The sequence below is a fragment of the Pyxidicoccus trucidator genome (assembly GCF_010894435.1).
Taxonomy (GTDB): domain Bacteria; phylum Myxococcota; class Myxococcia; order Myxococcales; family Myxococcaceae; genus Myxococcus; species Myxococcus trucidator.
Map to the genome: position 1 here is coordinate 420756 of NZ_JAAIXZ010000004.1, position 20915 is coordinate 441670.

Here is a 20915-nt window from a genome sequence, read left to right on the forward strand (position 1 = left end):
CCCAGCGCGCCCGCGCGGTCAGCCGCCCCCTCAATTTTCTTCCGGAGCCTCGTTCGACGGTGCCCCGGGCGCCACGGGCAGGGGCGCCTGTACCGGGCGGGGTGGCAGCGGGGGTGGGGCGAGGAAGTTGGTGCTGCTCACGTAGAGCCCCGTCCGGGGCAGCTCATTGGCGCGGGGGCCCTTGTAGCGCAGCACGTACAGGCCGCTGTTCTCGTCGGTGATGTAGATGAGGCCGTTGTAGAGGATGGGGTGCGGCCACATCCACACGTCCGGGCTGTCGCGGAAGCGCTCCACCACGCGCGAGGCGGGCTTCGGCACGTAGACGCCCACCTCCATGGGCAGCACGGGGTTGGCGATGTCCCACACCCGCAGCCCCGCCGAGTACCAGGACACGAAGAAGAGGTTGGGGAAGACGAGCTGCTGGTGCGGGGAGAACTCGCGCAGCAGCACCGGGTCTCCGGGACCGCCGACCACGCAGTTGGGCTCCAGGTTCTCCGGCAGCATGTAGCGGGCGATGACCTGCGGCCGCCGCTCGTTGGAGATGTCCAGGATGTGCCCCCAGCTCCACGGGCAGGTGGTGGTGCCGTTGCGCTCGCCGGAGACGACCAGGTACGGCCGGCCCGGCACCGGGTACACCGAGTGCTCCGTCCACGCGTACGGCGGCGTGAAGTCCACCCGGGCGTCCGGGTCCGGGTTCACCTTGCGCAGGCACAGGTTGGGGTCCGTGTTGCTCGTCTCGTCCACCGTCACCGTGTCGCGGATGCACGGCTCCCGGTTCGCCAGCCGCGAGCTGTCCAGCACGTAGTAGCCGCCGTGGATGTTGGCCACGTACACGCGCGTGCCGTCCCGTGAGACGGACATGGAGTGGACGTTGTTGCGCTGGACGGGGGGCTTCACGGTGTCGAAGACGAAGTGGTCATCACGCCACTCGAACGGCTCCACCGGCTCCACGCGCGGGACGGCGGGGGTGAGGGTGAAGGTGGCCACCGGCTCGGGGCTGATGGGGCCGTCCGGAGGCGCCATCAGCTCGAAGACGCGCAGGGACGGCTCGCGCACGTCGCCCAGGTGGATGGAGGTGTAGATGAGGAAGCGCGCGGGCTCGCGAGGGTCTCTCCACAGGAAGAACTCGTGCGGCCGGTCGACGCCCAGCGACAGCGTCTGCCGCAGCACCGGGCGGCGGCAGTTGGTGATGTCATAAATCTGGAAGTTGTTCACCGCGCCGCTGTCCGGGCCCACCTCCCGGAAGTTCATGACGATGAGCGTGTGCGCGTCGGGGATGGTGCGCAGCTCGCGCGAGGTGGCGTCGAGAATCGTGGGGAACGCGCCCACGGTGCGCGGCTTGCGCGGGTTGGAGATGTCGACGATGAGCACCTCGGGCGGCAGCGGCGGCGTGCCGAACAGCGGGCCGGTGCCGGGCCTGCGGCCGATGCGGCTGCCCACGTAGAGACAGTCGCCGGAGATGCCGGTGGGCCCGTTGCGGCCCCGGGCAATCGTGTCCCCGGGGTTGGGCAGCGGGTGGTAGCCGATGAGCTCGAAGTTGTCGTTCTGCGGCAATTCGTGGAGCGGCTGGCGCAGGGCGCCGATGATGGGGCGCGGCACCTTCTTGAACGGCGTGTCCACGACGGGCGGGAAGCGCGGGTGTCGCGAGCTGGAGTCCAGCGCCTGCTGGGACTCGACTCGCGCGGGCCACGCGAGCGCCAGCAGCCCGGCGAATGTCAGCCACCTCATCACTGCTCCGGCCATGGGTCCTCCCCCAGCCGCGTGTGCTCGCCTGCTTCCGGGCACCGCGGGAAGGGGCGCACGGTAGGGATGGCCGGCGCGCGCAACGATGGCCCGTGGGTGGCACGCCACGCGGGGCCGACGACAACCTTCCTGGCTCGCGGGATGAGCAGGTCTCTCTGACTTCAGGCCCGCGGCGCCGACGGGGGCTTCACCTCGTTTTCCGTCGGCGTCGTACCTCCGTCGCAGGACAACGTGGAGGGGTGGACCTTCCCGCCGGCCCCACGGGGCCTGCGCGTGTGTGGCAGCCCACGAAGGAGGGGCGAGCGTTGACCGTTCCTGGCTGCGCGCTCAAGAGCATCACTACCCTTTTACAAAATCAGTGAACGCACGCGGTGCTGGGAACGGGAGGGAAGCCCATGCGCACGCCGAAGGACGAGCTGCTGCTCCAGGGGTTGGAGCATGCGCTGGCGGGCCGGCACGCGAGTGCCGCGGATGCGCTCGACGCCCTGCACGCGCTGCTGGACGTGGAGGGCGTGGCGGAGGACCTGCACTACCTCCTCTTCGCGACGGCGCTCTCCCGCAGGCTGGCGGGCTCGGGCGCGGTGACGCGCAACCCCTACCTGCACCCGGAGCCGGAGCAGGGGCCCCGGCAGATTGATTTGTTCCGCCTGCTGATGGCGCACATGCCGCTGGCCTCCACGGCGGACGCGGTGGCCAACGCGGTGCTGATGGGGCTGTTGCGCGGGCACACCGAGGCCACGCTGCTGGACGTGGGCATCGGCCAGGGGCGCCAGGAGCGCGGGCTGCTGCGAGCGCTGGCGCGAGCGGGGGCGCTGCCGCGCCGGCTGACGCTGGTGGGCGTGGACCCGAGCGGCGCCAGCCTGCGACAGGCGGAAGTCACGGTGGCGGAGGTGGCGCGCGAGGTGGGCACCACCGTGCGCTTCGTGGGGCTGGAGTCTCCGGTGGAGGGGCTGGCGGACGCGACGTGGGCGGCGCTGCGCGGCGTGCCCCGCCCGCTGGTGGTCAACGGCGCCTTCGCCCTGCACCACGTGGCGGAGACGGCCGACAGCGGCGGTGCGGCGCGCGACGCGGTGCTGCGGCGCCTGCGCGCGCTGGAGCCCTCGGGGCTGGTGCTCTGCGAGCCCCACGTGGACCACCACCGCGCGCCGGTGCGCGAGCGCTTCCGCAACGCGTGGAACCACTTCACGCGCGTCTTCGAGCTGCTGGACACCCTGGACGTCCCACGCGAGGAGCGCGCCGCGATAAAACGCTTCTTCGGCCGGGAGGTGGACGACATCGTGGGCACGGTGGACGAGTCGGCGCGCTGCGAGCGCCACGAGACGGCGGCCTCGTGGATGGACCGGCTGCGGCGCGCGGGCTTCGTGCCGCTGGAGGCGCTGGAGCGGGTGCGGCCCGCCGAGGTACACCCGGCGGTGGCGCTGCGGCGCGAGCGGGGCTGCGTGGGCATCTGCTACAGGAACGACATGCTGGTGGCGGTGCTGGGCGCACGGCCGGCGGAGGGCCGCGGATGACGAGCGAACCCACGGACGTGCTGGCGGGACAGGTGCTGCTGCGCTGCCGTGAAGCGGGCGTGCGGCTGGTGCTGGTGGAGTCCTGCACGGGCGGCCTCATCTGCGCGCGGCTGACGGACGTGCCGGGCGCTTCCGCGGTGGTGGAGCGAGGCTTCATTCCGTACTCGAATGAGTCCAAGGTGGAGCAGCTGGGCGTGCCGCTGGAGCTGCTCGTGGCGCACGGCTCGGTGAGCGCCGAGGCGGTGGAGGCGCTGGCCCACGCCGCGCTGGAGCGCTCGCGCGCGGACTGGGCGGTGGCGGAGACGGGCATCGCCGGGCCGGGCGGAGGCACGCCGCAGAAGCCGGTGGGCCTGGCCTTCCTCGCGGTGCTGCGCCGGGGCAGGCAGGCCACGGTGGAGCGTCACGTCTTCCCTGGAGAGCGTCGCGAGGTGCGGCGCGCGGTGGCCGAGCGCGCGCTGTCGCTGCTGCTGGAGCGGCTGGGCTCGGAATCGTGAACTGAACGCTCGCACCGCCCTGGTGGACGCCTATCGGCACCCGCCCCGCTTCTCTACTCTCGCAACCTCGCCAGAACGGCTCACCCCGTAATTCCCTGCGTTAAAGGAGAGCCCGGTGTTCCAGATAGAGATCGACCGGAAGCACGCCATCGTGGACTTCATCCTCGACGGGTACATCCGCGTGGAGGAGATGCAGCGCTTCGTGGCGGAGCTGCGGGGCGCCACCGACTCGCTGTCGGGGCAGAGCATCAAAATCAAGGCGGACGTGCGCACCTTCAAGCCGGCGTCACCGGAGGCGGCGGACATGATTCGCCGCGTGCAGGAGTACGGGCTGCGCTCGGGCGTGGTGCGGGTGGCGGAGATGGTGGAGAGCCAGATTGTGGCGCTGCAGCTCAACCGGATTGCGCGGGAGAGTCACACGGACCGGATTCTGCGGCGCTTCTGGCAGGAGGCCTCCGCGCGCCAGTGGCTCATCCACGGCGACGAGGACATGGGGATGCACCCGGGGGTGTGAGGCGCTAGTTGATTTCCACCGAGCCACCCTTGATGCGGTGGGTACCGGTGGCGCGGGATTCCAGGTACGTGCCCTTGATGATGACCTTGCCGTTTCGGCGAAGGGTGATGCTGGCCTCTCCGCACTTGAGGACGACTTCGTCCTTGCCCTCGATGACCACACGCCTGCCGTCCACGTGGGCCTCGGTGGGGGCCGCGGGGGCTGCTTCGGGGGGCTGCTCCAGCAGGGCGTCCAGCAGTGGCGTGGCGCTGGGCGGCTCCTGGATGAGGCCCATGAGGAAGGGCAGGCCCGGGTCGCCATTCTCGAAGAGGAGGACCACCTTCTGCTTCCGGGCGACGGCTTCCTGGAGGGCCTTGGCGTCGAGCACCATGGCCAGCCGTGCCGGCACGGGGCCGGTGGTGCTTCCCGGGAAGTCGACGAGCGGTGCTCCGGACGCGTCGAGCCCGGTGAGGTGGCCGGCCCGGCTTCCGAGGATGGGCTCCCGCGAAGGGGACTCCCGGAGGGACGGCGTGTTGTCGGGGAGCGCGCTCACGGACGGACCTCTGTCTGGGACGGGTTGTATGGAGCGTACCGCGCCAGGCCCATGTGAGGCGAACGGGGCAGGCAGGCGGGCGCGTGCTCCTGCCTTCCCGGCGGAGGCAGGGCCGCTTCAGGCGGGCACTGCCAGGGCGGGGTGCAGCCAGGAGTCGGCGGGAGGCGGTGTACGTCCAGGGGGGATTCGGGCCAGCCGGGGCAGGGTGGGGTACTCATGGAGCGTCTCCATGTCCCGCAGCTCCGCGAGCCGTATGAGGGCGAGCCCCGTAATATGGACGTGGGCCTCGGTCAGCGCGGCATCCTTCGGGCCCGAGTCGTTCTTCTGCTCTTTGAAGGCCGCCGCGCGCTGGGTAATGGCGTCCTTCAGGGCGCGGTTGAAACGCTGCGAGTCGCGCGTGTGCAGGGCCTGGCAGAGCTCGAGGTGGCAGGTGATGTCGGTGCCGACCACCGCCTCCCAGCGCGCCAGGAGCGGCTGGAGCTCCACGGCCGCGCCGGCCAGCTGGTGGAGGAAGTGGTGGAGCAGGAAGTCCTCCTCGTACTCCTGGGTGGGCTCATGGCGGTCCGTCGTCAGCCGGGCCAGCTCCGAGGCCAGCCCGAGCTGCCCGGCGGCGAGGGCATCCATGAAGGAGAAGTTCTTGCTCGCGCACGTATAGGGCTTCTGGGCGGGGTGGCCTCCGGCGACGCGCTGCAGGAGGGACAGCCGCACCTGAGCGGACTTGCACAGGTAGACGAAGAAGCGGTCCGTCCGGGCGTCCGCGAGCAGCTCGCACAGGGCCACGCGCCGGTAGAAGTAGGCGGCCTCGACGTAGGGCCTGCCCGTCTGCTCATAGGCATCCTGGTTGCGGATGCTCTCCAGCGCCTCCTTCAAAAGGTAGAGGGCGTTGGCGCGGACGGTGTCCAGGGCCGGCGAGCTGAGGGGCGTCATGGGCGGGCAGGGCTCAGACGAAGAGGCATGGCTCGCCCATGCCGACGTAGTGGGTGCCGGTGATTCCGGCCTCCTCCAGCCTGGCGCGCAGGTCGCCCCGGACGATGAGGAGGGCGGGCATGTCCTTGAGGCGGAAGAGCCGGGCGTCCGGTGGGATGCGCTCGGGGTCGAGCTGGAGGCGCTTCAGGATGGAGAGCTGCCCCGGCTTCATCGCGGACTCGGTGAACTCGGACCGGCTCCTGTCGACACAGTCCACCGCCTTGAAGACATTGGCGATGTAGCAGTCCTCCGCCGCGACGCGTCCCTTGTGGTTGTAGATGGAGACGGGAAGGTACTCGCCCTCGGCCTCACCCTCCAGCAGGGGCTTGAGCCGGTGGCTGATGATGTACAGGTGGAAGGTATTGGTGACGAGGTCGGGGACGACGTGCCCTGGATAGCGCTTGTCCATGTCCAGCCGGGCGCGCGCCGGATGGTGCTCGCCCATGGGCTGGCCCTTGGTGATGCGCCACTTCTGCCGGGCGAGCTGGTCGGGCAGGGGACCAATCGTGCAGGTCTCGGGTGCGTCAGACGTGGTGAGGATGAAGTAGTCGTGCATGGGGTGAGTCACTCGAGGATGTCGAGGGAGTGGGAGAGGAAGTTGCCGGGCTCGCGCAGCTGGTTGGCCTTGGACCGCGCGACTCCCAGGTCCCTGAGGCTCTCGCGCATGACCTTCGAGAAGTCCTCGAGCTCCGTCTTCAGGCCCCCGACGTTCTCCTCGGTCAGGGCGGGATGGTCCTCCCCCTGGGCCTCGGCCTCGCGGATGGGGTCCATGATGGTGTCGAGCCGGCCCTCGACGAGTCGATTGTAGGCGTCGTGGTTGTTGCTCTGCTTGCCCTTCGCGGTCGGCGCGCTGAGATGGGCCGGAAGCTCATACAGCCGCGCGTAGACCTCGGTCACCGGCAGGAAGATGATGTTGAGCCCGTGATTGACGTTGTATTTCGCGGCGTGCTGGAGCAGCAGCAGCTTGCCCGGGCCGTCGTCCAGCTTGAAGAAGGCGTTGTGCAGCGAGCCAATGGGAATGATGTGGTGGGCGTTGAAGCTCCACGGCTTGCTCTTGCTCCGGAAGTTTCCTCCGGTGCCCTTCATCCACCAGGTGGCCTTGGCGCGGGCCCTGCGGGGGTCTGGCTTCTTTGGATTGAGGAGGAGGTTGGCGGAGCGGAACTCCCGCTCGAAGCGGGACTGGGCAGGCCCTTCGATGGAGAAGTCGAGGTTGTACCAGGCCGTGTCATTCGCCAGGTGGTAGTCGAGGCCGTTCTTCCGGTGGTCATGCCCCTCGAAGGAGCAGACCATCCGGTAGCCCCCGTTGGGGTACATCTGCTTCTCCCACGTGCAGCGGGTGACGCACCCCTCGTTCAGGCCGGGCTTGTGTTTGTCGGGGCCCTTGAGCTCCTCGATGTGGTCCTTCTTGCTCTTCTCCTCGCTCATGGTGCCCCCTGCCGTTCCTGGGAGGGGGGCGCCTCCAGGACGAAGGCCCCCCGCTGTTCATCATCGTCGAGTAGTGCGACCAGGAGGTCCTGCGTCCCGGCGTAGTTCCTGGCGAAGCCCCGGAGGCCCATGCACATGGAGGAGGCTCCCGTCGCGGCGCCTATCTCTCCGAAATGCTCGGGCGGATACCACTGCGGGAAGGTGGCGGGAAGCTTCGCATCCGCGAGCCGGACCAGGGCCGTGCCGAAGTCCCGTGCCCGGACGTTGTCTCCATTGAGGTTGACGAGGACGAGTCCCACGTCCCGCGTCGAGGGGCTCGGTGCCGTCAGGCAGGCCGCCATGGCATCGAAGAGCGCCGCGCCGAGCGGCGGCGGGCTGGAGAACCGGTGCTGTGTCTCGCGCGTGGTGGCGTGCGGGCCGAGCAGTCCCTGCACCACCGCTCCCCGTGCGTGCGCGGCATCCACCCGCTCCAGCAGGACGAAGGCGGAGGCCTCCCCCGGGAAGAAGCCGGTGACGCTCCCGACTCCCCGGGTGAGCCCCAGCTCATGGACCCGGGTGAGGGGCTCTCCGTAGACGCATGAGTCGATGCCACCGAGGATGCACCGGTCCAGGGTGCGTGACTGGAGCCACTGCACGGCCTGGGCAAGGCCGTGCATGAAGCTGGCGGCGCCTCCCGTGAAGCAGGCCTGGGCCTGGGCGGGAATCGCGAGAGAGCGCAGCGCGAGCAGCTCCCGGGGCATGCGCTGCTTCAACCGCTCCCGGCTCTCGCGGACCTCGGCGAGCAGTTCCTCCTGTTCAGCCGCGTCGGCCTCGTCCTCGGGCGGTGTCGCCGCGAGGCTGGAGCGCAGGTGGGCCAGTTCGTGGAAGTCACCCGGAAGGTTCAGGACGAGGCCGGTCCGCGCCAGGTGCTCACCCTGGAGCCCGGACTGTCCGAGCAGGTCTCCCAGGGCGGCCTCTCCGAGCCGGAGCAGGCGGGCGAAGCCATCGAAGCCCTCCGTGAGGCCCCGGACGACGTGGCCCTTGAGCGGAACGCTCTCGACGGTGTCGACGTCGGTCTCCTCGAGGGTGAGCTCGGAGCGGCGGCTCAGTCCCGCCCGAGCCGCGGAGCAGCTCGCGATGACATCCAGCCCGAGCGGGGTCACCATGCCCAGGCCGGTGATGGCGATGCCCCGGGGGACGTGGGCCTGGGGGCGTGAGGAGGCCTGTGTCATGCGTGGAGCCCCTCGGTGAAGGACCGACTGAACGCTTCAGGTGGCGCGGCGCGGAGGGCCCGCAGCGCCGCGAGCTGCCGGGGGCCGGGGGCTTGGGTCGGTGGCCAGAAGGCTCCGCGGCTGCGCAGCGTCAGCTCCAGCGCCAACGCCTGACGGCGCCGCATGGGGGCCTCCACGAGCGCTTCCTGCAACAGCGCCGGGGTGAAGGGCCGGCCATGGAGGTAGCGGCGTTCCGGCTCGAACTGCTTGCGGTGCTCGGACCACCACGCGGCCACTGCTCCGGCATGGGGCCGCGGCAGTGCGTCCTCTGGGCGGGGCGACAGGTCCTTGTCGGGGTCGTCCTCCTCCTCGCCGGGTTCCTCCGCCTTCATGACGAAAGACCCCTCCAGGCGCAGTCCGGTGATTGCGCCAAGGGCTTCGGCAGCCAGGGGGGCGCAGCGCGGGTCCGCCAGCCACTCCAGACAGGCTCCGGCGCTGGAGACCCGGCCGCTGAAGCCCAGGGCCCAGAGCGCATCGGGACGGTGCTCGGGCTCGGCGAGCAGGCGTCGGAGCCGCTCCAGGTCCCGCTCGTCACCGCCCAGGGCCAGGAGCAACGCCGGCAGGCGGAGCCTGGGCGCCCGCGCTTCGACGGCCTGCTGGCACGCTGCCCACGCGGCACGACGTCCTTGCAGCAGCCCCACTTCGATGGCGGCATCCCGTACTTCAGGCAGGGGCGCGTCCAGGGCACGCGCGAGGACCCCCAGCTCCACGCGGTGGCCAAGGCGTCCACTGGCGCGCAGGGCCGCGGCGAGGACCTGGGGGGCTGCGTGGTCCAGGAGGCGCGACAACCTCGGGCCCGGGTCGACGCCGTGGACGCGCATCACCTCCAGTCCCAGGGCCTGCAGGGGCGCCTCGTTCCGTTCCAGCAGGTCCGGCACCCAGGCGGGCAGGGCCCGGGTGTCGAGGACCTCCAACGCGCGGCGGATGGCGGCGAGCGCGGGAGGCTCCGCCGAGTCGAGCGCCGTGCGTACCGCTTCGCCACCGCCCGCGGGAGTCTCCTCGGTCAACAACACCAGCGCCGCGGCGCTCAGCCGCTCCGCCTCATCGGATTGCAGGGCAGGCACCAGGAGTTGCTCGGCGACCGTGGCACCTCCGAGCCGCAGCGCATCCATCCTCGCGAGCAGCCGCTCCTCATCCGCGAGGACCTCGTGAAGCACATAGTCGGGCGCAACCAGGGCGCGCTCCCACTGGCTCCAGAGGAACGCTGCCTCATCGAGGTGCTCTTCGTAGTGCTCCCAGTTGATGTCGAGTTCCGCGCGCATGGCGGTACGGGCCTTCAGACGTGCTTCTTGCACACCCCGCACTTGGGTTCCTCTTCCGTTCCGCTCGCGGCCGCAACGGGCCCCTGCATGACGGGGAAGGGCGGCGTGTTCTTGTCGTTGTGGAGCATGAGGTCGAAGGCGCGCGCCACGTTCTTCCCCTCGAACTTCACGTCGAAGGAGAAGTTGACGAACTCGGCCTTGCCCTTGGTCTTGCTGGAGGCGACGCCGCCACCGGCAGTGCCCGCCTCGTCGCCGGTGCTCGTCTTGAAGTTGGAGTCCTTCACACACACCGGGTTGCCGGCCACGGACACCTTCTTGGTGCCCTTATCGGTGTCCGAGGACTGGGCGATGTTTGGGTATGGAATGGGCACGGGCCCGGCGGGGCTGGGCGTCTTGCACACGTCCGGGAAGGCCGTCGTGACACCGCCACTGTCCTTGGTCACCACGGACATCTTGTTCACACCGGTATTGACTGGCATGGCGTCCACCCCCAGAGGGAAGAGTCTACTCTCATGGGACCACATGGCGCGAGCACCCGCCAGACATTTGCAGGATGTACGACGGTGCTGGAGTCAATCCCAGAAGTCCGTGGGACCTGCGTGTCCTTCAGGCCTTCTTCGGCGCGGACACACCCTCCGCCATGATGCGCAGGCTGCGCACGTCATGGAGTCCTTCATCCAGCACCACATGCCCGCGCCACAGCAGCAGCACCTGCTGTGCGTCCGTGTCGAGGATGACGGTGTCCAGGCGCATCTCCGGATTGGAATCCGCACCCCCCACCAGCCCCACGGTGATGACCGGGGCCGCCTGGCCGGGAAGCGCGAAGGAGAGCCGGCCCTTCGGCGAGGCACCCGCGATGATGACCGGCTCATTGCCCTTCAAGTAGCCGGGAGCGACGAGCCCGGGTGCCGCCGCGTTGAAGAAGCGTCGGTCGAAGTCCTTGGGCAGCAGCGGCTTGCGCGTCTTGCTCCACGCCTCGTCATAGGTGCCCGCGAGCTTCGCGCGCGGCTGCCAGTGCGGCGAGGTGAAGCCGAAGCCCACCGGTGTCACCCGCTGGCCGAACTCGCGCAGCGGCTCCGCCGGGTCCTCCAGGTTGGGCAGCTTCAGCCCCTCCTCGAAGTGGCGTGGGCTGGCGCGAAAGCCCGTACCCACGGGGTTGCGCGGCTCGAAGGTCGGCTTCGCCGCGTCCGTCCGGTCCCAGCCTCCGAAGGCGCGCTCCCAGGTGAGGGGCAGCGAGTCGAAGGGCAGCGGCCTCGTCGCGGTGACGTGGCCCATGCTCCGGAACCACGTCCGCTCGCCCACCACGCGCACGCTCTTCTTCAGCGGGCCTACCTGCAGGGCCACCAGTCCCTCCGTGGCGCCCTTCTGCGGCGGGTACGCGTGGCCGAGGAGCACCACGTCCGTGGCCGGCTTGATGAAGGCGGCCTCGGGTTCGTACCTGTCGCTGGACTCACCGGGCTTGCCCCAGGACTCGCCGCCCCACTTCACCGGCACTTGCGTGTCCGCGAGCTTCAGCCCGGAGTCACCGAAGCCGTAGGTGGCCTTGACCACGAGCAGCAGCAACGGCCGCCCCTCCTCGTCGGCGAGGCCCATCATGTCGAAGGCGAAGGGGGTCTCGTTCTCGAGGGTCGGGTGTCCCATGGCGTGCCAGGTCCTCCTGGATGGGGCCGAGCCATCGAGGGGACTTCGCAGTGTAGCACCCGCCCTCAATGCCTCGGAGCCAGCCCTCGAATTCCTTCCGTGGCCTGGCAGGCAACAGCTCCACCTCCCTGTGGACGCCCGGTCCACAGGTGCCCCTGCTCCAGGGGGAGTTTCCCGCTGTGAGGACCCGTTCACCCGCGCTCCGGTATGGAACTGGCACAGGCCTGGGGTCCCCCCCTGGAGCTCCTCATGCCCGGTCGTCTCCTGTGTCTCCTCCTGCTCCTCCTCGCGCTGCCGGCCACCGCGCAGGAATTCGGTCCCGCCTGGCCGCTGTCGCTGCCAGGGGGCTCCTCCATCCCCATCGGCGTGGGAGTCGACCCGGCGGGCCGGGTGCTTGTGACGGACAGCAGCGGGGCGCGGGTCCTCTTCGTCGGCCTCGACACGCTGACGTCCGGGCCCACGTGGTCGGACTTCGGCCTCGTCATGGACTTCATGTCGCCGGACCGGCTGCACCAGGCGGTGGGGGTGGCGGTGGACGGCGGCGGCAACGCCTGGGTGGTGGACTCGGCGCGGGGCGAGGTGCAGCGCTACCGGTACGACGCCGTGCTGGGCTCGTACGTGCTGGCGGCGGTGCTCCAGCCCGTGGTGGACGGCCTGAACGTGCGGGGCGCCCAGGACGTGGCGGTGTCCGGGGCGGGGGCGGTGTACCTGCTGGACACCGTCAACTTCCGCGTCCTCAAGCTCGACGGGCCGAAGGACACCACGTGGAGCGTGTGGCGGGCGGACCCGGCCTGGGGCACCTGCAACGGGCTGGACGTCGCGGAGGACGGCGAGACGGTGTACCTGGCGTCCCGGGGGCGGCACGTGGTGTTGCGGGTGCCGTTGACCGGCCCCGAGCAGGTGTTCGGTCGTCCCGGCTCCGGGGACGGGGAGCTGAACGGCCCCCGCGACGTGGCGGTGCTGCCCGAAGGGCGGCTGCTGGTGGCGGACACGGACAACCACCGCGTGGTGGTGCTGGAGCCGGGCGGCGCCGGCTACACGCTGGGCGCTGAGCCCCTGTTCGACCGGCCCGAGCGCGTCGCCTTCGATGGGACGAACCCGCACGTGGTGGACTCCACGCGCCGCCAGCTCATCTCCTTCCTCGTGGGGACGACGCCGCCCACCGACGTCTTCGTCAGCGACTACGCGGGGGACCCGGGCCACGAGGAGACGCCCACCACGCTGGTGCTCGCCTCGCCGGACCTGCTGGTGCGCAACGCGCCGGACGTGGACGTGGACGCCGCGCGTGTGGGGGGCCTGGGGGGCTATGCCTTCCAGCAGCCGCGCGCCGGGCAGAACAACTTCGTCTACGTGGCGGTGCGCAACCTCGGGGCGCTGCCCGCCTTCGGCGTGCAGGCGCAGCTCTCCTGGGCGGACCCGGTGTCCCTGCTGAGCTGGCCCTCCGACTGGAAGACCGAGGGCTTCTACACCGCCTACGAGGACGCTGAGAGCAACCTGCCCGGCCACACGCTTTCGGTGGAGGTGGTGCCGGCCGCCACCACGTCGGGCGGCGTCACCCTGCCGGGCTTCACCGTGGTGGGCCCGCTGGTGTGGCGTCCGGCGGCGCCGGGGGATGCGCGCACCTGGGACGGGCGGCTGGAGCTGCTGGTGCGCCTGGTGCAGGCGGGCTCGCCGCTGCCGGCGGTGACGACGGGGCTGGAGCAGGTGCGGCTGAGCAATGACGTGGGCCGGCGCGCCGTGGTGGCCAGCCGAGGCCCGGCGCGCGTGGGGCCCCAGGACACGCTGGTGGTCCGCGCGCGCTTCGCGGGCTCCGGGGATGCGGCGCCGCTGGAGCGGGTGCAGGCCCGCCTCGCCGCGCTCCAGGCCTGGCTGGAGGAGGTGAGCTACGGCCGGGCCACGGTGCGCTCCGCGCCCGCCGGTCCCTTCGTGCTGGAGCACGACGCCGCGTACTACGCGCGGCCGGAGCAGGACGCGCTGGTGGACCTGACGCAGGAGCTGCTGGAGGAGGCCTACGCGGCGGACCCCACGCTGCTGGACGGCACCACGACGGACCCCTCGGACGACGTGGACCGGGTGGTGGTGGTGCTCAACGACGCGGCGCTGCCGGACGGCGGCACCTTCCCGCTGGACCGCGCCACGCCCGGCGAGTGGGAGTACACGGTGGCGGGCACGCCGCGGCGGCTGACGGTGTCACTGCATGGCCCGGACAGCGAGCTGCCCCAGTACGCGCACGGCTACGCGCACCAGCTCGGACTGGAGGACCTGCACGTGGACGCGCCGCGTGTGGGCATCGACGGCGGCGTGCTGGCGGTGCCGGGCGGGCGCTGGGACGTCATGGCGCTTCCGGCCGCCACGGCGGTGCACCCGCTGGCCGCCTCCAAGGCGCTGGCACCCTGGCTGGAGGCCGGCTCCGACATCCACTTCATCCCCCGCCCGCATCCGTCCGTGCCGCGCACCGGCCTGCCGGTGATTCCGCTGCACTACCAGAGCGAGCTGCAGCCGGGCCAGTACGGCGCCATCGCCATCGGCCTCACGCCCGGTGTCACCACCTTCGAGCAGGAGCGCCAGTTCTACTGGGTGGAGGCGCGCACGCCCACGCTCGGCAACGCGGACCTGGACGTTCCGGCGAACGGCGTGCTCGTCTCCTACGTCAACCGCGACATCCGCCCCGGCTATGCGCCCGTCCTCCTGCGCGACGCCACCCCCGCCACGCCCACGCTGGACGACGCGGTGCTGACGGCGGGGCAAAACATGGTGGTGACGGGCCTGGGGCTCACCGTGGCGGTTCCTTCCGCCCGCACCGACGCGCCGGGCGGCTTCAACGTGCGCGTCGACTACGCGCCGCCTCCCGGCACGGACGTGTACATCCGGGCGGGGGAGCCGCGCTCGAACAGCCCGGACATCTGGGTGGACTTCCCGGGCAACGGCGAGCACGCGGACCCGAGCAGCACGGACGAGGCGGTGCCCGGCACGCAGAACTGGGTCTACGCCCGCGTCCACAATGCCGGGGACCAGCCCGCCTACGACGTGGAGGTGCGCTTCAGCTTCTCGGACCCGTTCTACAGCGTGAGCGACGAGGACCAGTTCGTCTACCTGCGCAGCGTCATCCTCCCCTATGTGCCCGCCCGGGGCTTCGCCGACGCCCGCATCCAGTGGACGCCCGCCGGGGTGGATGACCCGCACCGCTGCGTGAAGGTGGAGCTGCGCCGCCTCTACAACGACCTCAACCTGGAGAACAACGAGGCGCAGAAGAACCTGCACGTGGCCACCAGCACGGCGGGTGAGACCGCCAGCAGCGCCCGGCGCCTGGTGGGAGCCAGGGCCCTGGCGACCGCGGAAGCGAGCTTCACCCCCGTGGGCCTGTCCTTCCAGATGAAGAACACGCGGGCCAGGGGCGAGCTGGTCCTCTTCCGCGTGGAGGACGCGCCGCCCGGCTGGGAGAAGTCCATCACCCCCGAGCGGCGCTTCCTGAGTCCCGGCGCGACGGTGACGGGCTCGGTCAAGGTGACGCCGCCCCCGCACGCGCAGGTGTGTGACAGGCGGGAGCTGCAGGTGACGGCCTGGGCCTCGCGGGGAGACACCCTGGTGCGGCTCGGCAGCTCCACGCTGGACGTGGGGCTGCGCGAGCCCACGGGGCTGACGCTGCAGCAGGCGCTCTCCGGCAAGTGCGAGCGCGTCTGCGTGGGGAAGACCTGCTACCCGGCCGACAACCAGAAGTGCGCGCGGCTGGAGGTGAAGGCGTGCGTGACACCGGCGGAGCCGGGCGTGGTGTCCTGGGTGGAGTTCCGTGAGGACAAGTCCGGCGTGGTGCACCACGCGCCGGGCGTGACGAATGAGGATGGCTGCTTCACCGTCTCCCATCAGGCCACGCAGGGCGGCGTGTGGCGCACCACCGCCGTCTTCCCCGGCAGCAAGTGCCTGGCCCCCGCGCGCGCGGAGACGAAGGCCACCCTGGCGCTGCCCATCTCCACGGACCAGGACAAGGACGGTGTCCCGGACAAGGAAGAGCTGCACGGCGACTACGACAAGGACGGCCTCCCCAACGTGGTGGACCCCGACAGCGACAACGACGGCATCCCTGACGGGCAGGAGAAGTCCGGCGAAGACCACGACATGGACGGGCTCCCGGACGTCATCGACCCGGGCAACGGCAACTGGTGATGCGACCGACCCGAGCCCCTGGAGAGCCCCCCATGCACCGCGCCTCGCTTCGTCTCCTCCTGCTGCCACTCGTGCTGCTCGCGTCGCTGCCCTCCACGGCCCGGGCCCAGCTCAACCTGGGCACCGTCAACGTGGGCCAGACCGCGTCGTCCTCGATGACCGCACCCGCCCTGGGCGTGTTCCTCCAGCTCGGCGGGTGCTCGGTGACGGGCTTCACCTCGGGGAGGCCGGTCCGCCCCGCTGCCGGAACGTCGGTGGTCCGCACGGAGGCGCCCGCCTCCTCTCCCTGCCCCGCCGCGACCTTCGACCTCTACGGGGTGGCCTACGCGCCGACCCGGCACTTCAGCTTCCGGTTCCCCTCGCTCGGGGACGTGGGCACCTGGTCCCTGCGGTGCACGGGCTACTCGCTCCCCGTGGGCGCCTGTCGCCAAAACGTCTACTTTCCGTGCGGCTACGAGTGCCCCGATACAGGCGGCCTGGCCACTACCACCATCCAGGACGTCACCATCAGTGTCGTCAACGGGCTCCCCTCTGGCACGGTGACCTGGTCCGGCGAGCCCCGGCACGGCGGCACCGTGTCGCTGACCACGGGCGCGGTGGACCCGGATGGCGGCGCGCTGCGCTACCAGTGGAACGTCATCGCCCACCCGTCGGGCAGCACCGCGGGCGTCACCAACCCCGCCTCCGCCACGGCGTCGCTCACCTTCAATGGCGAGGCCAACTTCGGCGACTGGGTGATGCGCCTCACCGTCATCGACGACGAGGGCGAGCAGGTGACGCTGCCCGACGTCCCCTTCACCGTGCGCAACCAGCCGCCGCGGCCGCTCGTGACGGGGCCCATGCGGGTGGACGTGCACAGCCCGGTGTCCCTCTCCATCCCCGCCACGGATGATGACGGCGGCGACTACAGCCTCGTCTCCTGGCAGGTCCAGGCCCCCTTCGACACCGGCTGGCGCACGCTGCCGGCCGGGACGCCGCGGCACCAGCTCTCCCTCACGCCGAACGTGCCCGGGGAGTGGCGCTTCCGCGTCCAGGTGCGCGACAACGACGCGGAGAACCAGGACGGCACCAGCCCCGAGCACGTCCTCACCGTGGACAACCCGCCGCCCGACGTGAGCGTGACGGGCGCGCACCTCGTGCCCCTGGGCGCCCCCGTGCTGCTCACCAGCGTTGCGTCGGACCCCGACGGCGGCGGCGTCACCTACGACTGGGAGCTGCTCCAGGCGCCGGTCAGCTCGGGCGAGCTGCCCCGGCGCGGCTTCGCCACCTCGGCGGACCTCACCGTCTTCACCGCCTCGCCGGGCAGCGCGGGCACCTGGGTGTTCCAGCTCCACGTCTCGGACGAGGAGGGCGGCACCACGGACGCCATGCCCTTCGAGGTGCTGGTGGACGCGAAGCCCACGGTGGAAATCAGCGGAGGCAGCTCGCGCGTGGAGTCGGGCTTCACCCTCACCACCACCTCCGAGGACCCGGACTCCCCATGCCCGACGCGCGCGGACCGGTGCCACCGCGTCGCCCCGGGCCGCACGCCCGTGGTCTCCGGCGGAGTCCTCCACCACGCCTGGTACGTGGACGCCGTGCCGTACGAGCTGCGGCTGACCCACCTGCCCGGTCTGGTGGCCAACACCTTCCCTGGCGTCATCGCCTTCAACCCCTCGCTGACCTTCGCGCCAGGGCGGATTCCTCCGGGCATCTACCGCTTCCGCGTCGAGGTGAGGGACGCCGAGGGCAGCGTCGGCGAGGACTCGGTGACGGTGGAGGTGATGCCCGGGAACGGCGCCCCCCTCGCCCTCCTCAGCCCGGCGCGGCGCTACTACCCGGACGCGGACGGCCGCCTCACGGAGGCGGTGGTGGTGAGCGGCGCCGCCAGCGTGGACCTGGACACGGTGCTGTCCGGAGGCTCCCCTGCCTGCGAGCGCGGCATCTGCAACTACGCCTGGGTGGCGGATGGGCCGCTCGGCTGCCCCGCCTCCACCGCCGTGGGCGGGCCCGGGCTGCACTCCCTCATCCTCTTCCCCGCGGGCGCCGTGGTCCCCGCGAGCTGCCTGGGGCCCTGGACGGTGTCCCTGCTGGTGACGGACGACGACGCGCCCGCGAAGTCCGGAGGCGCCAACGTGCAGCTCTTCGTCGGAAGCTGCGCGGGGCACATCTGCATTGACTCGCCCACGCAGGCCCGGCCGCGCGTCGTCAGCAGCGCCAGCGCCCTGCGCGTGCCCATCACCTACCACGTGGACCCGTCTGTGTACGCGTGGCAGGAGCTGGAGTACGGCTTCTATGCCCGCATCGAGGTGCTGCGCGCGGGCACCCTCGAGGTCATCTACACCGCCTTCGACTCCAACCCCGCCTTCGCCGCCCCGGGCGAGGTGCTCTCCTTCGACTGGAACGGGCGCAAGGCGGACGGGACGCTCGCCCCCGCGGGCAGCTATGACCTGCGCCTCACCCTGGTGGACACCAACTTCACCCCGGTGGTGGGCACCCTCCAGCGCATGGCCATCCTCTACGAGCCGGTGGCCCTCACCGTGGGGCCCGCGAGCGACCGCTTCGTGCGGCATGCCTCCCTGGTGGCGGGCTCCGACACGGTGGACGTGACGTACGCCGTCACCGGCGCCATCGGCCTGGACCGCATCCGCTACACCGTGCGCGGCGCGGCGGCGGGCTCGCCCGTGGCCGCGGACGTGTCGCGCGCCACCTTCGCCACCTCGGGCGCGCTGAGCTGGAACGGACGCTCCGGGACGCTGGTGCAGAACCCGGGCGACTACGTCTTCACCGTCATGGCCTATGCGGGCACGAGGCTGCTGGCCAAGGCCGAGCACGCCTTCGCCGTGTACCGGCTGGGGCTGGGGCCCGTGACGCCGCCGCCCGCTCCGGGCCTGCGCGTGGTGGCCAACCTGGACGACGACAACCTGGACGGCGTCCCCGACTTCACGCAGGTGGGCGTGGCGGACCTGGACCTGGCGCGCGTGGAGCTGCGCGTGGAGCCCGCGTCCATGCGCGGCACCGTCACCGTCGCGCGGGAGGGCACGGACGTGTCCCCCGTGGCTCTGTGGAGCTCGACCTCCAAGCTGGCTGGGCACGCCCTGCCGCTGGACATCCAGCGCCCGGCGCAGCCGCTGCCCGCGGCGGTGTACGTGGAGGGTGTGCGCGGCGCCACCACCGCGCTGGAGCTGCGCTTCACCCCCGAGGGCCACGCCCCCCTGGTGCCCGCGCGCCTGCCGCTCAACGTGGTGGCCGTGCAGGTGCTCCGCGACTTGAGCGAGCCGCTGGACAGCGTGCCGGACGCACCCGTGCTGTCGCTGGTGCCCGGGCTCTGGGAGTCCGCCTACGACGTCACCGGCTCCACCCCGGAAGGCCAGGGCCTCGGCACCCTGCGCAACGCGGGCTTCGGGACCGGCGCTTTCGTCGGCTGGGACCCCCAGGCCTTCACCGTGCGCGTGGTGGACGCGGCGGGCAACCTGGACCCCGGTGCGGTGGACGAGGTGATGGTGGTGCTCGGCACCCTGCATGACGTGCCAGCGCCCGCCGGAGGTGGGGGCGGCTACACCGACAACCCCACCCTGCTGACCCTGTTCGAGACGGGGCCGGACACCGCCACCTTCGAGTCGCGCACGCAGCTGCTCACCGCGGATGCGCTTGGAACCGCCGTTCTGGATGACGCCTTCGCGGTGTGGGACCCGGTGGCGGGGCTGGCCGTCCCGGACGAGGACCCCGATGACAGGACCCACAACCTGGGCCGCGACGGCGACGACTTCCTCCTGGGCGGAGTGGAGGTGACGTACGTGCCGCCCACGGGCACGGTAGCGGAGCGCCCGCGGGTGGTGCTGCCCACCTGCGAGCGGGGGGTAGACGCCCGGCGCGACGTGCACCTCCGCGTGCACATCTGGGACGAGCCCTACAAGGACATTGGCTACGTGCACCCGACCAAGGGCTTGGAGGGCGCGGGCAATGACAAGTTCGACTGGATGGAGGGCACCGGCGTGCTGGCCAACGGCACGCATGACCCGGGTGAGCTCAGCGAGCCGTACCAGGACTTCAGCTCCGGCGTTGTCGGCTACGTGCATGGTGGGTCCCTGCCGCCGCCCATGGACGGCTGGGGCCCGACGGAGTCCGAGTCCACCGTGCTGGAGGAGGTCCTGCGCGCCAATGCCTCCTGGGCGCCCGCGTGCATCCGCGTCCGCGTGGTGGGCCCCATCAAGCACGAGCCCGCTCCGAAAGACGCCTCGGGGGTCAGCATCATCGCGGATGGGCACATCCTGGGTGATGCGACTGCCGGGACGGACGACCTCCGCGTCATCGAGTCCTCCCCCGTGCCCTTGAACCCGGGTCTGGTGTACGTCTTCTACGGGGCGCCGACCATGATCATCGACGGGGAGGGTGCCTATGCGGTCGCCGCGATTCCAGGCGTGTCGTGGCGGATGACGGAAGCGTCCTTCACCGTGCTCACCACCAATCTGGACCCGGCGCTGCGCGTGCTGTCGCACGAGCTGGGCCATCTGCTGTCCAACCGGTTCGACGCGTTCAACCCGGAGTGGCAGTTCTTCCCCGCCCTGTTCCCGCTGCGCCCGGACGACTTCCCCACGATGAACCGGCGCTTCCCGGCGAACACGCTGCGCGAGGTGCTCACCCCACGCCTGGGCGGTGCGGCGCACAGATACGACGTGGGCAACACCCTCCTGCACCCCTTCGAATGAGGCCACGCACCATGTCCCTCCGCTCCCCGCTGCTGCTGGCCGCCGTCCTGCTGCTGGCTCCTCATGCCCGGGCCGAAGACGGCAAGCCCGAGCACGTGCTGTCCCTGCTGCTCACCACCTTTCATGGCGCGTCCGAGCTGGGCGGCCCCGAGGTGTTGTCCGCGCTCGCCCGCGTGAAGCAGGAGCCCGACACCTTCATCCCCCTGCTCCTCCAGGAGCTCGAGGAGGCCCGCCTGGAGGAGGCCGCCGGGGACGCCGAGGCCGCCCGGCGCATGTCCAGCGCCGCCGGCCTCCTCGCCGGCCGGGCCGGACCCAAGGGCCGCGACGCCCTCGAGTCCCTGCTCCCGGAGTGGCAGAAGGCGCGCGATGAGCACCAGGCCTTCATCGAGGCGAAGCGGAAGGAGGCCCCCTCGAAGCCGTCCGAGGCGCTCATCGAGGAGCTGCGCAAGCACGAGCGTGCCCTGCGCCTGCTCGCGAGGCTGGAGCACTCCGTGCTGCGGGCCATGTCGGGGACCGGGGACGCGCGCTTCGCGGAGGTGCTGCTGGAGCGCCTGCTGTCGGAGGCCGAGCTGGCGCTCGTCTACGTGGACCACCTCATCCTCGTCGCCCCGAACAGCTCCAAGGTGCAGCAGGCCCTGGCGGAGCTGATGGAAAAGACGGAGGACCCCGACGTGGCCCTCCGCATCGAGTACCTCCTGAAGCACGGCAAGGTGCCGTGAGCGAGCAGG

Annotated in this window: 15 protein-coding genes; 6 read left to right on the top strand and 9 right to left on the bottom strand. The window is 71.2% G+C overall.

Annotation, left to right across the window (positions count from 1 at the left end; all coding sequences use genetic code 11):
• Positions 1 to 30: 30 nt before the first annotated feature.
• Positions 31 to 1728 (bottom strand): LVIVD repeat-containing protein, encoded by a 1698-nt coding sequence (locus tag G4D85_RS15025; RefSeq protein WP_164012395.1) that lies wholly within the window; start codon positions 1726 to 1728, stop codon positions 31 to 33.
• 410 nt (positions 1729 to 2138) lie between these two features.
• On the opposite strand from G4D85_RS15025, the gene G4D85_RS15030 reads away from it, so the two are divergent.
• The 3 genes from G4D85_RS15030 to G4D85_RS15040 all read left to right on the top strand — a co-directional run bounded on the left by G4D85_RS15030 (position 2139) and on the right by G4D85_RS15040 (position 4262).
• A complete protein-coding gene (locus G4D85_RS15030; protein WP_164012397.1) occupies positions 2139 to 3254 on the top strand; it encodes a GRAS family protein in 1116 nt (371 codons plus the stop codon).
• Positions 3251 to 3748 carry a CinA family protein gene (locus G4D85_RS15035; RefSeq protein WP_164012399.1) on the top strand — a complete coding sequence of 166 codons (498 nt, stop codon included), beginning with the start codon at positions 3251 to 3253 and terminating at the stop codon, positions 3746 to 3748. Before G4D85_RS15030 ends, G4D85_RS15035 begins: the two co-directional genes overlap by 4 nt.
• 115 nt (positions 3749 to 3863) lie before the next feature.
• A complete protein-coding gene (locus tag G4D85_RS15040; protein ID WP_164012401.1) occupies positions 3864 to 4262 on the top strand; it encodes an STAS/SEC14 domain-containing protein in 399 nt (132 codons plus the stop codon).
• Between the two features lie 4 nt (positions 4263 to 4266).
• Here G4D85_RS15040 and G4D85_RS15045 read toward each other — a convergent pair whose 3' ends face one another.
• From G4D85_RS15045 to G4D85_RS15080, 8 genes are all read right to left on the bottom strand, one after another.
• Positions 4267 to 4794: a DUF6484 domain-containing protein gene (locus G4D85_RS15045; protein WP_164012403.1), complete on the bottom strand. Its 528-nt coding sequence runs from the start codon at positions 4792 to 4794 to the stop codon at positions 4267 to 4269.
• A 117-nt stretch (positions 4795 to 4911) separates the two neighbouring features.
• A complete protein-coding gene (locus G4D85_RS15050) occupies positions 4912 to 5721 on the bottom strand; it encodes an Imm49 family immunity protein (protein ID WP_164012405.1) in 810 nt (269 codons plus the stop codon).
• 13 nt (positions 5722 to 5734) lie between these two features.
• Positions 5735 to 6316, bottom strand: a complete 582-nt coding sequence (locus tag G4D85_RS15055; RefSeq protein ID WP_240359279.1) for an imm11 family protein — start codon at positions 6314 to 6316, stop codon at positions 5735 to 5737.
• An 8-nt stretch (positions 6317 to 6324) separates the two neighbouring features.
• Complete coding sequence (locus G4D85_RS15060; RefSeq protein ID WP_164012407.1) at positions 6325 to 7185, bottom strand: AHH domain-containing protein; 861 nt, start codon at positions 7183 to 7185, stop codon at positions 6325 to 6327.
• Entirely contained in the window at positions 7182 to 8396 is a 1215-nt protein-coding gene (locus tag G4D85_RS15065) for a hypothetical protein (protein WP_164012409.1), read from the bottom strand. Before G4D85_RS15065 ends, G4D85_RS15060 begins: the two co-directional genes overlap by 4 nt.
• Positions 8393 to 9697, bottom strand: a complete 1305-nt coding sequence (locus G4D85_RS15070) for a TIGR02270 family protein (protein WP_164012411.1) — start codon at positions 9695 to 9697, stop codon at positions 8393 to 8395. Before G4D85_RS15070 ends, G4D85_RS15065 begins: the two co-directional genes overlap by 4 nt.
• A gap of 14 nt (positions 9698 to 9711) precedes the next feature.
• Positions 9712 to 10176 carry a DUF4150 domain-containing protein gene (locus G4D85_RS15075; protein ID WP_164012413.1) on the bottom strand — a complete coding sequence of 155 codons (465 nt, stop codon included), beginning with the start codon at positions 10174 to 10176 and terminating at the stop codon, positions 9712 to 9714.
• A 127-nt stretch (positions 10177 to 10303) separates the two neighbouring features.
• Positions 10304 to 11338 (bottom strand): DUF2169 family type VI secretion system accessory protein, encoded by a 1035-nt coding sequence (locus G4D85_RS15080; protein ID WP_164012414.1) that lies wholly within the window; start codon positions 11336 to 11338, stop codon positions 10304 to 10306.
• 249 nt (positions 11339 to 11587) lie between these two features.
• On the opposite strand from G4D85_RS15080, the gene G4D85_RS15085 reads away from it, so the two are divergent.
• From G4D85_RS15085 to G4D85_RS15095, 3 genes are read left to right on the top strand one after another with little or no spacing between them, the layout of a single operon-like run.
• Positions 11588 to 15499 carry an NHL repeat-containing protein gene (locus G4D85_RS15085; RefSeq protein WP_164012416.1) on the top strand — a complete coding sequence of 1304 codons (3912 nt, stop codon included), beginning with the start codon at positions 11588 to 11590 and terminating at the stop codon, positions 15497 to 15499.
• Positions 15500 to 15531: 32 nt separating this feature from the next.
• Positions 15532 to 20187 (top strand): hypothetical protein, encoded by a 4656-nt coding sequence (locus tag G4D85_RS15090; RefSeq protein WP_164012418.1) that lies wholly within the window; start codon positions 15532 to 15534, stop codon positions 20185 to 20187.
• Between the two features lie 11 nt (positions 20188 to 20198).
• Positions 20199 to 20906 (top strand): hypothetical protein, encoded by a 708-nt coding sequence (locus G4D85_RS15095; protein ID WP_164012419.1) that lies wholly within the window; start codon positions 20199 to 20201, stop codon positions 20904 to 20906.
• Positions 20907 to 20915 lie beyond the last annotated feature (9 nt).

Bases quoted from the DNA above. Each gene is read 5' to 3' on its own strand.
- G4D85_RS15075 (WP_164012413.1), bottom strand. From the start codon at position 10,176: ATGCCAGTCAATACCGGTGTGAACAAGATGTCCGTGGTGACCAAGGAC.
- G4D85_RS15035 (WP_164012399.1), top strand. From the start codon at position 3,251: ATGACGAGCGAACCCACGGACGTGCTGGCGGGACAGGTGCTGCTGCGC.
- G4D85_RS15090 (WP_164012418.1), top strand. From the start codon at position 15,532: ATGCACCGCGCCTCGCTTCGTCTCCTCCTGCTGCCACTCGTGCTGCTC.
- G4D85_RS15080 (WP_164012414.1), bottom strand. From the start codon at position 11,338: ATGGGACACCCGACCCTCGAGAACGAGACCCCCTTCGCCTTCGACATG.
- G4D85_RS15030 (WP_164012397.1), top strand. From the start codon at position 2,139: ATGCGCACGCCGAAGGACGAGCTGCTGCTCCAGGGGTTGGAGCATGCG.
- G4D85_RS15055 (WP_240359279.1), bottom strand. From the start codon at position 6,316: ATGCACGACTACTTCATCCTCACCACGTCTGACGCACCCGAGACCTGC.
- G4D85_RS15070 (WP_164012411.1), bottom strand. From the start codon at position 9,697: ATGCGCGCGGAACTCGACATCAACTGGGAGCACTACGAAGAGCACCTC.
- G4D85_RS15095 (WP_164012419.1), top strand. From the start codon at position 20,199: ATGTCCCTCCGCTCCCCGCTGCTGCTGGCCGCCGTCCTGCTGCTGGCT.
- G4D85_RS15025 (WP_164012395.1), bottom strand. From the start codon at position 1,728: ATGAGGTGGCTGACATTCGCCGGGCTGCTGGCGCTCGCGTGGCCCGCG.
- G4D85_RS15065 (WP_164012409.1), bottom strand. From the start codon at position 8,396: ATGACACAGGCCTCCTCACGCCCCCAGGCCCACGTCCCCCGGGGCATC.
- G4D85_RS15085 (WP_164012416.1), top strand. From the start codon at position 11,588: ATGCCCGGTCGTCTCCTGTGTCTCCTCCTGCTCCTCCTCGCGCTGCCG.
- G4D85_RS15060 (WP_164012407.1), bottom strand. From the start codon at position 7,185: ATGAGCGAGGAGAAGAGCAAGAAGGACCACATCGAGGAGCTCAAGGGC.
- G4D85_RS15050 (WP_164012405.1), bottom strand. From the start codon at position 5,721: ATGACGCCCCTCAGCTCGCCGGCCCTGGACACCGTCCGCGCCAACGCC.